Raw genomic sequence first — 13,841 nt, forward strand, 5'->3', positions numbered from 1 at the left:
AAGCTGCCTCAAACGTGCCGCGTGGTAGCGCTGTATCAGAAGGAGTAGCGCGCGCCCAGTGCGAAGGTGCGGCTGTAGATGGACGAGCCGAAGTTGTAGATATCCGGGTACTCGTAATAGCTCTGGTAGTAGTCGTCCAACAGGTTGGTTGCGTCGAAGGTGAACGTCAGGTTCTCCATCGGGCTGTAGCTGGCCTGGAAATCCAGGCTGGTTTCCTCGCCATTGTAGACACCCACCGGGTTGGCGAACAGGCGCGCTTCGTGGTGGTGCAGAAAATCATCGCGCCACACGTAGGAAAGACGCATATCCAGGTCGCTCTTGTCATAAGCGAGCACGACACTGTAGGAGCTGTCGGAAACACCGAACATGGGGACTTCCACCTGGCCGGTCTTGTCACCGTTATTGTCGAAGTCATCAACCTTCTGCTCGGAATCCAACGCCGTATAACTCGCCTGTACACCCAGCCCATCAAGGAAGTCCGGCAGATTCTCCGGGAAGTAAACAACACCCAATTCCAGGCCCTGCAAAACGCCGTCGGAGCTGTTTGTGGGCTGGGTGAGCGCGAAACGCCGCTCTTCCGTTTCACCCTCCGGCTGGTGCCAGACCACCCGCCGCGAAGTGACCTCAAAGCCATCAATATTACGGCGGAACAGAGTGCCGTAGAGGGCGCTGGACTCGGCAAAATACCACTCCAGAGAGAGGTCGAAGTTCTGCGACTCGGTGGGCTCGAGATCGGGATTTCCACCGCTGGCTTCAGCGAGCCCAATGTTTGTCACGTCATCACCCCAAGAAATATGGGAATTGAGGGAAGCGAAACCCGGGTGTCGCAAGGTCTGGGTATAGGCAAAACGGGCCATCAAATCGTCGTTGATGTGCCAGCGGGCCACCAGGGTGGGCAGTAGCTTGCCATCGCTGGTAGATGCGGAACTAAAATACCCGTCTTCCCCCGATTCGAACTCCACGTCGTAAAACTCCATGTCCCTTTTTACACGCGTATAGCGCAGGCCGATTTCACCATCGAAGGGGCCTGCCTCATACAGCGCTTTGGCATAGAGAGAAGTCGTCAGCTCATCAATCTCAAAGGTTTCTTCCAGCGGCTGCTTGGTCAGCCCATACATCTCGCGGTAAGTGCCGGCGTTCGAGGCGATATGGTGACCGTCGGGCACCACCCATCTGGTGGCGACGTCTGCACGGCCATCGAAGAAGCCACGGCTGGTATAAGTGAGGCCCGGATCCAAATCTCCTAGTGGAACGCCGAGAATACCGCCGTCTTGGGCCTTACTGGCCTCGTTGGCTGTGCGGTTGTCGGCGCGTACACCGAAGCTGAGCCTGTGGAATGCGCCCAAATCCAGCTCCAAGTCGCCGTCGAATGTCCAGGTGAACGCATCGCCTTTTCTGCTGGCCCCTTGGTCATACAGCTGAGCCGCATTCCACTGGGAGGCATCGGCGAGATTGCTTTCGTCCACTTCCGTGTTCGGGTCGTCGTAGAACTCCACTTCCGGAACACCGTCTCCCGCATTGAAGTCCACCCCCAGGCCATAGGCCACCCGCTCGGCGCGCATAGCGAAGAAGGTTTCTTTGTACTCGCTCTTCTGGTAGTTGAGTTCCGATCTCAGTTGCAGTCTGTCGCCTATGTCCCATTTTCCGCCGACGGCGTAGAGATAGCTGTCGGTTTTGCCCACCAGCAGGTCGCCGCTAGTAAAGCCGTAGGATGCAGCCACGTCGCGGGTTTTGACGATATTGGTACCGTCGAAGACTTCTATCTCACCGCCGCGGGGCAGGTGAGAGCTGTCTTCCCAAGAGTCCACAAAAGTAAAGTTCAGGGAGTTGAATCGCTCGCTGCGATAGCCGTTGTAGAAGGCCTCGAACAGGTATTCGGAGCTATCGTTAGGTGCCCATTGCAGGGAGATATTCGCCGCCGGACGTTCGCGCTCGCCACTGCCATCCACTGCGAACACGGCGTCGCGACCGATCAGGTACTCCACATCTTCACCGTTGATATTCACGGTAGAGCCTGGGGCGAAGGGCATCCCTTTTTCCAGGCCTTCCTGCCAGACCTGTTCGCCGCCAACTTCCGGGCTGCCGTTAAATATTCTCTGGTAAGGCACAAAGCCATCGGGGGCATCGGCACCTACAAAAAGCACCCCTGCGCCGGCGGTCACACTCTGGTCTCGGAAATTGGTCTCTGCGTAGGAAAGGTTTACCAAAGCACCGAATTCACCGGCGGAAGTCTCCCAGCGATTGCTGAATAGTGCGCTCAGGTTCGGATCAGTGGAGTCTGCCTGCTCCTGATAGATACCGCGGCCTGCCAGGGAAACCTTGCTGCCATCGAAGTCGAAGGGACGGTGGGTGTGGATATCGACCTGGCCGGCAATACCGCTTTCAAGTTGACTGGCGGAACGGGTTTTATACACATCTACGCCGCTCAGCAGACTCGCGGGAACATCCTGCAGGGAAACATCTCTGCTAGAAGCGGTAAATATTTGTCGTCCATTGATCGTGGTACCCACATCGGTCAGGCCGCGAATGGATACACCGCTCACTTCGCCCGCACCGCGATCCGTCACCTGCACACCGGTCACCCGCTGCAGCGCCTCCACCACGTTGTTATCCGGGAACTTGCCGATATCCTCGGCGACGATGGAATCCACTATCTGGATTTTTTCCCGCTTGATTTCGATGCCTTTTTCCAAACTGGCGCGCACGCCGGTTACTACGATTTCCTCCACCGGTTCCGCATCCTGCGCCTGGACCACCTGCATGCCGCTCAGGGCGGTTACCGTGGCTATGGACGAACAGAGTAAACGTTGTTTGAACATACTTTCATCTCCATCTGAGTTTTATTATTTTACTGCCGAAACCTTGGGCCCTACCTGCAGCCCCGGAACGCAATCCCGCCAACATCACCCACGCACAGCCCGGCCCTCAAGGGCAAAACAAACGGTGTGGGAGTCTTTGGTGGCTTTCAGGGCCTGAATAGCGCTCGCTGAGCACATAACCCATCTCGGTATTGGGGAGAGCGCCTGTGCACAGCTCAGCGCAGGAGGAATTGCACGGCTCGATGGCAACTGCACGCGGTGTGAGCGCGGCTTCGATCATCGCTTGTTCCTCTCTCGTTATTATCCGGTGCATACTGCGGCCTTGGCCGCTACGCACTTCTTGTGTTGTCGGGTACTCTTCTCCGGCCTGTCCACAGGCCAGACCCTCAACCCCTGTTTGTATTACAATTTATAGCAAATCAATTGCGGCTGCCGATCGCGGCCAGCGGCCGCTCCTACAACAGTAGTGGAAAATGCCTTTCTCGTAGGAGCGGCCGTTGGCCGCGATAGATCTTGCTAAATACTCCTGTCGTCCCGCAGCCACCTCATTCCTACAGGCAAAAAAAAAGCAGCCCCCTTGGGCTGCCATTTTATTTAATACCGGAAACGAACTCCCAGCGAATAGGTGCGCTCGCGAGCGAAGGTGTCCCTTGGGTAAAGAGACTCATCCGCACTGGAGCCGCCACCAAAGTAGTCACTGTAGACCGAATCCGTGAGGTTGGTGGCCTCCGCAGATAGGGTCAAGTTGTCGTTGAGATCGTAGTTCAACGCCAGGTCCAATGAATCCGTATCGGTCACGACCACTGAGTTACCAGGCTGATCACCGGCTTCGTCAAAGCTGGAGTAGTAATCGCTGCGCCAGTTGTAGGCGAGGCGCGCAGAAAAGCCGTTTTTTTCGTACAGTAGAATCAGGTTGTAGGACTCATCCGAAACGTTGGCCAGATTCTGCATCTCGGTATTGCCCTCTGCATCGGGCGGGGACTCGGCTTCGCCATCCATAAAGGTGGCATTGGCCTGGATACCGAAACCGGACCAGAAACCGGGCAGGTTGTCGAAAAACTGGGTATAGGCCAGTTCTACCCCCTCCAGGGAACCGGAACCGGTATTTTGCGGGCGGGTGACCTGGTAGCGTACGCCGTCGCGCATTTCCGGAGAGGAATAGAACTGGATATAGCCGTCGATATCGCGGTAGAAAAGCCCGGCGGTCAGCGAGCTGGAATCGGCAAAATACCACTCCAGGGAGACATCGAGGTTGCCGGACTCGACGGAGTCCAGTTCCGGGTTACCACCGTTGCCAGTACCGAAATCCGGCTGTGTGGGCGTCGGCTGGAAATAGGCGGTTGAAGGGTTCAGATCCGCGAAACCCGGGCGGGTGATGGTCTGACTGATGGCTCCACGCAGATACAGATCATCGCGTATGGCCAGGCGCGCACTCGCATTGGGAAGCAGTTTGGTGGTACTTGTATCGGAATCCACGCTCTGCAGTACCACAGCCCCATCCTCCTGAATGGCACTGGTGCCCCGTAGCGTCGACTCCAGGCGGACCAGGCGCGCGCCTACCTGACCGTCGAGTATCATGCCGCCCAGTGATACATCGTAGTTGGCGCTGACGTAGGCAGCGTAGTTGTTCTCGTCGTTATCGAAAAACAGTTCGGGAATATACTCCGGCCCCCCGGGCAGCGGCTCGTAACCCAGGGCCTCCCGAATCTCGGTGCGATTGGCCAGAAGGTATTCGCGATTTGGCGTCAGCCACTGGGAGGTATTGAGGCTGACCACATCGCTCAGGAATCCCGACGGCGTCATGTCCTCAAGGCCAGGAAAATCACTCAAAAACACGGTGCTACCGGAAATATTCGGGCGGCCACCGGTATCCGCAGACTGATTAAAGGCATTGCGCTGGCTCAGGCGTAGACCGAAATCCAGAGAAGTAATGGCACCCTGATCGAACGCATAGTTGAAATCGGTTTTCCAGGAAATTTCATCCCCCTCTTGGCGACTGCGCTGGTCGAAGAACTGGTTCAGCACATACTGCGAGGGATCGCTCAGGTCATAGGGCGTGCCATCGGCATTTTCGATGGTGACGTCTGATGCTCCGCTACCATTTTTTGAAAAATCGTAAGTGATGCGCGGCGCAAAGAAGGCCAAATCCAGAATAAAGGATTCGTTGTCCGCCTCACTGGTGGTGTAAGCCAGGTCGCTGCTCACTGTCAGGTTGTCAAAGCTCCACTCGCCGCCGAAGGCAATCTGGGTAGTATCGGAACTGTTGAAAAACGCCTGATTACTGGTGATGGTGCCCGGCGCGTCATCACGCACATATTCCTTGGCCACGTTGGTGCCCGGCTTGTATTCGGTCACATAGCCCAACTGCCCACCCCAGGAGGGAATCGGCACCCAGAAATTCAACTGGGAATCCTGTTCGTAACCCACATGGAAGAACTCCGCATAGTACTCGGCGTCCTCGTTCGGGCTCCACTGGAAGGCCCCGTTATAGGAAGTGCGGTTGCGGTCGCCATAGCGGAAATAGGAGCCGATCACATTGGGGATCAGCGTAGGCTCACCGGCAATCGGCGGCTCGACGGAATCGGGGTGGGTGATTTCAGTGGCGAAAGGCGCCGTCACAAAATTCACCTGGTCCATGTAACCACGGTCCTGATAAGACACGCTAAACATCGCGCCAAAATTACTGTTGCCGCTGCTCCAGTTGTTGTTCATGGTTACGCTGCCCACCGGGTCGTTGGACTCGGCCTGCTCGCTGTACACATTGCGCAAGCCACCCGCAATGGTAAAACCGTCATCGAAGTCAAAGGGGCGGCGCAGATGAACGTCTACGACCCCGGCAATGCCGCCTTCTATATCTGCGGCACTGGCAGATTTCTTGACATCTACCCGCTGTAGCAAATCGGCGGGAATGTCGGCCAGGGCGATGCCTCGGCCGGTGGTGGTAAAGATATTGCGGCCATTCACGGTGGTAACCACATCCGGCAGACCGCGCACAAGCACAGTGGACGCTTCGCCGTTCTGGCGGGCAATCTGCACACCAGTGACCCGCTGCAAGGCCTCGGCGACGCTGTTATCGGGTAGCTTGCCGACATCCTCAGCGACGATGGAATCGACGATCTGCTTTTCCTGCTGTTTGATGTCGATCGCCTTATTCACACTGGCGCGAACACCGGTAATCACGATCTCCTCCATCAGTTCCGCATCCTGCGCCTGGGCAGCCTGTAGGCCGCCCAGCGCGGTTACCGTGGCTATGGAGGAACAGAGTAAACGCTGTTTGAACATACAATCATCTCCCATTTGAGTTTATTTTTGTTGCCGAAATTGCAGGGCCCTGGCTAGCTGCAGCCCCGCAAGATCAGCGTGAGATCCTGCCAACATCGCCCATGCGCAACGCCGTTGCCAACTGAACAGCTTTGTCGCACAAAAAAGGTTGGTGGCTTTCAAGGTCGGAATGGCGCTCACTGAGCACACAGTCTGTCTCGGTATCGGGGAGGGCGCCGCCAAACAGCTCGGCGCAGGAGCCTGTCGGGGTGGCGGGTACGACGGCAGGCGTGCGGAATAAACGCGATTCGATCATCGCTTGCTCCTCTCCCATTATTATCCGGTACACACTGAGGCCGCGGCGCGCACCGTCGCTGTCATGGTCAGGTAGCTGGCCACTACCACTGAAACAGCCTGCGTGGTTTTAATTTGTATTACAATTGGGCATATTATCCAGCAAAATTTTTGGCGTCAATGGTTAAAAAACGCTTTTTTGTTATATTTTATGATTATTGAGCAGAACTTTTGTGACTTTCATGACTGCCATCAACTTCCTGCCCACGATCTTGTCAGCACTCCACTGGAATTTATGACCCAATTTTCTTCCTTTGATCAAACTTATCACATTTATATACTATAAAAGGTTTAGACGTCACAAATCGGGACATTTAGTGGTCCGCTAGTCCACAAATTGATCTCATCTAGGTCAATTTCTACTCTTTATTTATCTCTCAATAATATTGTAATACGATATTCTTAATAATAACGAAAGGGTGCCAAGGGAAATAATCATGAAAACACCAGTAATGGCGTTACTGGCGGGCGTTCTCGTCATTGCCGGTTGCGACGGCTCCGGCAAGTCCAATGAAAGTGCAACTCCTGCGGGAGAACCCCCTATCGACCAGCCTCCAGCCGAAGATCTGCCGGGCCCGACCGAAAACGCTGCGGCCATCAGCTACAACGATATGGCGGTTCACGACCCCTCGGTGATCCGCGACCAGGACGGCACCTTCTATGTCTTCGGTTCCCACTTGGCCGCCGCCAAATCCACCGACCTAATGACCTGGAAGAGGGTTGCAGAGGGGGCGAACGATACCAACCCACTGTTCAATACCTACGCCAGCGAGGTATCCGAAGGGATCGAGTGGGTAGGCCACCAGGGCTCCTGGGCCGCGGACGTTATCAGCTTGAATGACGGACGCTACTACTTCTACTACAACCACTGCGCCAACCCCGAAAGCGAAGCCGGTGACTGCAACCTGCCCCGCTCCTACCTGGGCGTGGCGGCGTCCGACAGTATCGAGGGGCCCTATATCGATCTCGGCATCTTCCTTCGTTCCGGCATGACCGCCGGAGAAATCACCGAGGGCTACGGTCCCGAGGGCGTCGAGAGCTACGACCCCACTATTCATCCAAATACCATTGACCCAGATGTCTTCTATGACAATAGCGGCAAACTCTGGATGACCTATGGCTCCTACTCCGGAGGCATCTTTATCCTGGAAATGAACGAGGCCACCGCCATGCCCCAACCCGGCCAGGGTTACGGCAAACACCTGGCCGGAGGCAACCACAGCGCCATTGAAGGGAGTTACATGCTCTACAGCCCGGAGAGCGACTACTACTACCTGTTCATGTCCTTCGGCGGCTACGTTTCCACCGACGGCTACAATATCCGCGTAGCCCGCTCGCGCAACCCCGACGGGCCTTTCCTTGATGCCGAGGGGCGGGATATGGTCGCCGCTCGCGGGGGCTTATCCAGCATCACGCCCTACGGCGTCAAGCTGATGGGTGGTTTTGAGTTTGAATCCGCTCCAGGCGACCCGGAGCCCGGCCGCGGCTATCTGTCCCCAGGTCACAACTCCGCCTACTACGATGCCGATACCGGCCGGCATTTCCTGATTGCCCATACCCGCTTCCCCAACCGGGGCGAGCAGCACGCGATCCGCGTGCACGAAATGTTTATCAACGTCGACGGCTGGCCGGTGGTATCGCCCCACCGTTACGCGCCCATCGACGGCAATAACGTCGTGGACGCCGGAGACCTGCCGGGGAACTACAAGTTCATCAATCACGGCAAGGACATCAACCGCACCGCCAGGGAAAGCCTGTACATCACTCTGGACGAAGACGGCAGCATTACCGGCGAGGCCAGTGGCCGTTACACGCTTTTCGCGGACGATCCGAAGCGCATCGACCTGGAGCTCACCGTCGATGGCGAAAGCAAAAACTATCGCGGCGTAATGCAGTGGCAATGGAACAACGGCGCCGGCGAGCTGGTGCCGATATTCACTGCGCTTAACAGCCAGGGCGAATCCATCTGGGGCAGCCGCATGACACCCCGCAGTACCGGCGAAGTGCTGGCGGATATCGCCGCGGACCTGAAGCAACCCGCCATAGCCAAGGACAGCGCCCTCGATTTGCCCGAACGCGGTAACCTCGCAGCGGAAATAGACTGGAGCAGCAGTGACGAGCTGGTGATCAACAGCGACGGCCGTGTCACCCGCCCGAATGTCGGCAGCGGCGACGCCAGCGCCATCCTCACCGCCATCATCAGCCTGAACGGCGAGACCCTCAGCGAGTCCTTCACCGTACAAGTGCCGCAGCGGCTGCCCTATAACCGCAGCGCCCACTTCACCTTTGAAAATGACCTTGCGGATTCCCTCGGCCGCTTTGGCACCGGGACTGCTACAGCCGACCGTATCTGGAACTCTGGCAATATCACTTACGGCACTGGCCAAAGCGGCCAGGCCCTACAATTGAATGGCACCAATGGCGTACTGTTGCCGCAAAAGTTGATCGACAACTACGAGTACACCGTATCCTTCTGGGCCAATCCCACCAGCATCAGCACCTCCACCACGGCCTTCTTCGGTGCAGTGGACGAGCAGCTGGACAGCGGCAGCATTCCTTACTCCACCCGCTGGATCAGCTTCCTACCCCAGAGCTGGGACGACAACACCATGGTCTGGAGCGGCAGTGAACAGTGGTTCGATGGTTCTGCCGGTGAACGCATTCCCACTGGGGAGTGGACTCATATGGCCTTTGCGGTAAAACAAGGGCAGGTCAATGTTTACCTGAATGGTGTACAGAAATTCTCTGGAGGCACCCTGAATGATTTCTTCACTGGCGCCACCGGCAAATTCGCTCTCGGCGTCAACTACTGGAATACACCCTACAATGGTTTGATCGACGAACTGAAGATCTACGACAGCGCCCTCTCCGCGGAGGAAATCCAGTTTATGGATATAACACCCAAACCCAACAGCGAACTGCTGTCGTCCGCGGTCAACCTGCTGGATCTGGGCGACCTCAGCACTGTACGCGAAGACCTCTTCCTGCCGACGAGTAGCGCCTACGCCAGCGCCATCAGTTGGAGCTCATCAAATCCGTCGATAATCAGTATTCACGGCGAAACCGGCAGGGTCACCCAACCAAGCGTGGATACGGAAGTCACTCTCACCGCCGCCCTGACATTGAATGACGAACAGCAGGTCAAGGAATTCCAGGCCACAGTCAAAGCCAACGCTGTGCCGTAAGTTCGCCAGCTATAGTTTCCAGCCGGGCCTGGCCAGATCCACAGGAAACGTCCCGTCCGGAAACATCGTCGGCCACAATATAGTCACACTACTTGAACCGGGCACTTATCAGTGCCCGGTCCTATCCCTCCAGCAAACATAAAATACCCAGCCGCGCAGCACTTCCTATCGGCTACTTTGTTACCTCTACACCAATACCCATATGATCGGTAACCGCCGCGACATGCCTGCTGCTCTGATCCGATACCGGTGTGCACTGTGACAGGTAGATCATATTGCCAACTCTTACAGTACCGGTGTTGTACACCGCCACATCGTATTTACTCGTACCAGTACTATTAGTGCCGCCAAAGCTTCTTTGATATGAATCGTAGGGCTGTATGGTTGTACCTGGATGCGCATCGGCGAATACCTGCCCTACGGCTTTGCTTGCCGCTCCCTGGGTAAATCCATCCCTGGGCTGGTTGGTATCCCCCATAATAATATCGATCTGGCCAGCCCCCGAATGCATCAGGTGGTTGTTGATCGCCCTGTAGAAATTAACAGTATCCGATTCACTTTTCGCGATGGCATTCGGAACATGCACGAAAACGGCGTTTACATTGTTGCTCTTGATGGCTATCCATCCTGTGCCCTCGCCAAGGAGTTTGTGCATACTCCCATTGCTTTTATGGACGCTGAAACAGTTGCACGACTTGCTGGCCGACGAAGCGGAAAACAATTGGCCGGCATTCTGCTGCATGGAACTCCACTGGCTGTGGCTGCCGTCCAGCTCGCCGTAAACCAACAGGTCGCATCCACCGAGCGCCCGGATAAGGTGTTGGTGGGTCTGCCGCGCTTTGCCCTCTATCATGCTGAGAAAGCCCGCATTGTCGTTCTGGCCTTTATTCATATAGCCCTGCGATGCCGTCGACAGAAGCTCCGCTGGCCCCTGCACCGGCACATCGGGCGATGCCCCCTCAGCGGTGGGCATTCCCAACGCCCAGCGGCCGCCGCTCGATGCCAGATGATTGTGGGTCATCCTGGTGAAATGCTGCGAGTTTGACGCGCTTATACCGTGTTCAGTGCTGGAGTTGGAGTTCAGGGATTGATAGGCAAAAATTGGCACGTCAACTTACCTCACTTTAATATCAGATGATGAACTGAAGATGGAAACCAGAGCATGTCATCTGCCGGTGTCTATCCATTTACGCCGCTAGAGGCCAAGCAACTATCCCCGCTTATACCTTTTAAGTCCAGAGCTTCATTCGAGAGACCCAAGCAAAGTGTCACCAAATTCATCTTTACCACAATCCAAGACTCTTCCATTTCAGACTGCAGCAGCCTTGCATAAATAAATCAATGTATTTGTTCATACTTCCTTTATGTGACTAACAGGGACCTCCAAAAAATGGCCATTCTCGCGACTCGTCAGAGCAGCGAAATTCACGCGAAATCCAGAAATCCCCGATTACTGGACTCCAAGGCGGGGGTGACGAGAGAAAAATTTTTAGCGGTGCCCAACCAAAAGAAGCAATAGTGCTGTGTAGCCTTTAATACTTTTGAATATTGGTGTCAGAGTGAAATTTCGTTCGGCGCAAACATCTCAAGACAGCATTTGTATTACTTTTACGCAGAACTGCCTGACATGGAAACTTGCCAATAATTACAGTGGCCTGTATTTTTATAAACCGAATGCCATCCCCTTCCGTTCAATTCAGACTTAAGGCTACCAACCAAACATAGGTGTACTCTTGTCAATCAAGGCCATCCTCTTCGATCACGACGGAACCCTCGTGGACTCGGAGCCCGAACATTTCAGGATATGGAGAAAGGTGCTTTCGGGCTACGGCGTAGACCTGAGTGAGCAGCAGTACAGGGACCATTACGCAGGTGTTCCAAGCCGGGCGAATGCGGTCGATATGGTTTCCCGCTTTTCCATCGAAGCGGAGCCGGATTCTCTCGTAAGGGAAAAAGTGCTCGCAATGAGCGACTTTATATCCCGGACGTCATTTCCACTGATGCCCGGCGCCCGGGAGACAGTCCGCCGTTTTCACGCGCTGGGCCTGCAGCTGGCCATAGTTACCGGTTCCGGGCAGGAAGTGGTAACCGCCACAACGCGCACCCACTCTCTGCTGTCCCTGTTTGCAACCGTAGTGTCCGGGGACGATGTGCAGCGCAACAAGCCGCACCCGGAAGGCTACCTGCTGGCCATGCAACGTCTCGGCCTGTCCGCGAAGGAATGCCTCGCCGTCGAGGATACGGAAGCCGGCCTGAACGCGGCCGCCGAGGCCGGCATCGATTGCCTGGTGGTTCCGAACGATATGTCCATGCACCACGACTTTTCCAGGGCAAGGGAGAAATTCGCGCGGATGGATGAGGTCGGGGAGTGGGTGGAGAGAAGACTTCTCTGAAACAGCTTCTCGTCATACCAGTGCAGGTGCAGGAAGGTCATGCCGGACCTGATCCGGTCCAGTATCCAGTTCCGCAGCACCTGGGTTCCGGCCTGCGCCGGAATGACGAGAGCGCCTTGTAGGGGCGAACATAAGTTCGCCCCTACGTCGTGGGAATCAGTTCAAGGCAACCACCAGTACCGACTTGGCCGGCACTTCGAGAGTCAGGCTTCCGGTATTCGCCTTGGCCCGATAACCCGCAGGCTTAATAGCTTGTGGTTTTGCGAAGGTATTGTGTGCGTCCATTTGATTGGCGGTCAGCAACTGCCCTTCTGCTTCTTTAACTTCCTCGCCCTTGACGCGCACCGCTACCTGCTGGGCGGAGTCCGGGTTCAGGTTGACCAGGGAGAGGTAGAGGCGCCCATTCTTACCGCGGGCAGCGGAGGCGCTGATGGCGGGGACGATAACGTCACCGTGGCTGTAGCTCAGCGGGTTCTCGATCTCCAGTGGCAGCGCGGTGGCGTCCTGGAAAACCTTGTACATACCGAAAGTATGGTAGGTGGGCGTCAGCACCATTTGTTCGCCTTCCGTGAGAATCATGGCCTGAAGCACATTCACCATCTGTGCGATGTTGGTCATGGTCACCCGGTCGGCGTGGTCGTGGAAAATATTGAAGTTGAGCGCTGCTACCAATGCGTCGCGCAGGGTGTTCTGCTGGTACAGGAAGCCGGGCTCGCGACCCTTTTCCGGGTTGTACCAGGTGCCCCATTCGTCCACATAGAAGTCCAGTTTTTTCTCCGGATCGTTCTTGTCCAGTACCTTTTTGTTCTTGCGAATAAATTCATCCATGCGCAGGGTCTGCCACAGGGTGGAGATCCACATGTCTTCGCCAAAACCGGTGGCTTCGCCCTTGTCGTTCCAATTGCCAGTGGGCAGTGTGTAGAAGTGGTGGCTGATACCGCCCGCATCGCGGATATTCGCACTCAGCACCTCGGTCCAGTCTGTGCGGACATCGGTGCCGCCGCTGGCCACCAGTTTCGGGCGCGTGCCGTGCGGGCTCTTGAGGAAGGTGGCGTAGTGGTTGTAGAGATCGGCGTAGTACTCGGGACGCATATTGCCGCCACAACCCCAGGCCTCGTTGCCGACACCGAAGTAAGTGACTTTCCATGGCTTGTCGCGGCCGTTTTTGCGGCGCTCTTCCACCACAGCCGAATTGCTGTCGCCGGTCATATATTCCAGCCACTCGGCCATTTCCCGCGGGGTGCCGGTGCCCAGGTTGCCGTTGACATAGGCCTCGGCGCCGAGCAGTTCCACCAGTTCGAAAAACTCATGAGTGCCGAAGGCATTGTCTTCGGGTACGCCGCCCCAGTGGGTGTTGACTCGCACGGGGCGCTGGTCCCGCGGACCTATGCCATCGCGCCAGCGGTACTCGTCGGCGAAGCAGCCGCCTGGCCAGCGCACCAATGGCACCTTGATTTCCCGCAGCGCTTCAATCACATCGGTGCGGAAGCCGCGGATGTTTTCGATTTCCGAATCTTCACCCACCCAGATGCCCTCGTAGATACCGCGCCCCAGGTGTTCGGCGAACTGGCCGTAGATATCCCGGTGGATGCGTGGGCCCGGCTGTGTACTATCGATTTCAATCCGGCTGATTTCCGCCGCAGACAGCGGCAGGGACAAACCGCAGGCGGCAAGTGCCAACCATCTTCTTATTGACGCTTTCATGGGTTTCCTCTCTATCATTTATTAGAATTTTGATAAAAAAAAGGTGGTATACATTCATGATGCAACCACCCAAGCCCGATAACAACAGGCGCACGCAATACAATCTTTCCATTCACCTTGTGGGA

Annotated in this window: 7 protein-coding genes; 2 read left to right on the plus strand and 5 right to left on the minus strand. The window is 56.1% G+C overall.

Annotated features, from left to right (window positions below; genetic code table 11):
* Window positions 1-35: 35 nt before the first annotated feature.
* The 3 genes from FHS09_RS08335 to FHS09_RS08345 form a co-directional block, all read right to left on the minus strand.
* Window positions 36-2,819, minus strand: coding sequence for a TonB-dependent receptor (locus FHS09_RS08335; RefSeq protein ID WP_183458677.1), 2,784 nt, complete (start codon window positions 2,817-2,819; stop codon window positions 36-38).
* Window positions 2,820-3,413: 594 nt separating this feature from the next.
* Window positions 3,414-6,101: a TonB-dependent receptor gene (locus FHS09_RS08340; RefSeq protein WP_183458679.1), complete on the minus strand. Its 2,688-nt coding sequence runs from the start codon at window positions 6,099-6,101 to the stop codon at window positions 3,414-3,416.
* Between the two features lie 73 nt (window positions 6,102-6,174).
* Window positions 6,175-6,396 (minus strand): hypothetical protein, encoded by a 222-nt coding sequence (locus tag FHS09_RS08345; protein ID WP_183458681.1) that lies wholly within the window; start codon window positions 6,394-6,396, stop codon window positions 6,175-6,177.
* A 475-nt stretch (window positions 6,397-6,871) separates the two neighbouring features.
* On the opposite strand from FHS09_RS08345, the gene FHS09_RS08350 reads away from it, so the two are divergent.
* On the plus strand, window positions 6,872-9,619 hold the full coding sequence (locus FHS09_RS08350) for an immunoglobulin-like domain-containing protein (protein ID WP_183458683.1): 2,748 nt from the start codon (window positions 6,872-6,874) through the stop codon (window positions 9,617-9,619).
* 172 nt (window positions 9,620-9,791) lie between these two features.
* On the opposite strand, the gene FHS09_RS08355 is transcribed toward FHS09_RS08350, so the two are convergent.
* Window positions 9,792-10,727, minus strand: a complete 936-nt coding sequence (locus FHS09_RS08355) for a hypothetical protein (protein WP_183458685.1) — start codon at window positions 10,725-10,727, stop codon at window positions 9,792-9,794.
* 625 nt (window positions 10,728-11,352) lie between these two features.
* Between FHS09_RS08355 and FHS09_RS08360 the strand changes: the two genes are divergently transcribed.
* On the plus strand, window positions 11,353-12,012 hold the full coding sequence (locus FHS09_RS08360) for an HAD family hydrolase (RefSeq protein ID WP_183458687.1): 660 nt from the start codon (window positions 11,353-11,355) through the stop codon (window positions 12,010-12,012).
* A gap of 156 nt (window positions 12,013-12,168) precedes the next feature.
* Here the strand turns inward: FHS09_RS08360 and FHS09_RS08365 are convergent, their stop codons facing one another.
* Window positions 12,169-13,716 carry an alpha-N-arabinofuranosidase gene (locus tag FHS09_RS08365; protein ID WP_183458689.1) on the minus strand — a complete coding sequence of 516 codons (1,548 nt, stop codon included), beginning with the start codon at window positions 13,714-13,716 and terminating at the stop codon, window positions 12,169-12,171.
* Between the last annotated feature and the right edge of the window lie 125 nt (window positions 13,717-13,841).

The sequence above is a fragment of the Microbulbifer rhizosphaerae genome (genome assembly GCF_014191725.1).
Classification (GTDB): Bacteria; Pseudomonadota; Gammaproteobacteria; order Pseudomonadales; family Cellvibrionaceae; genus Microbulbifer; species Microbulbifer rhizosphaerae.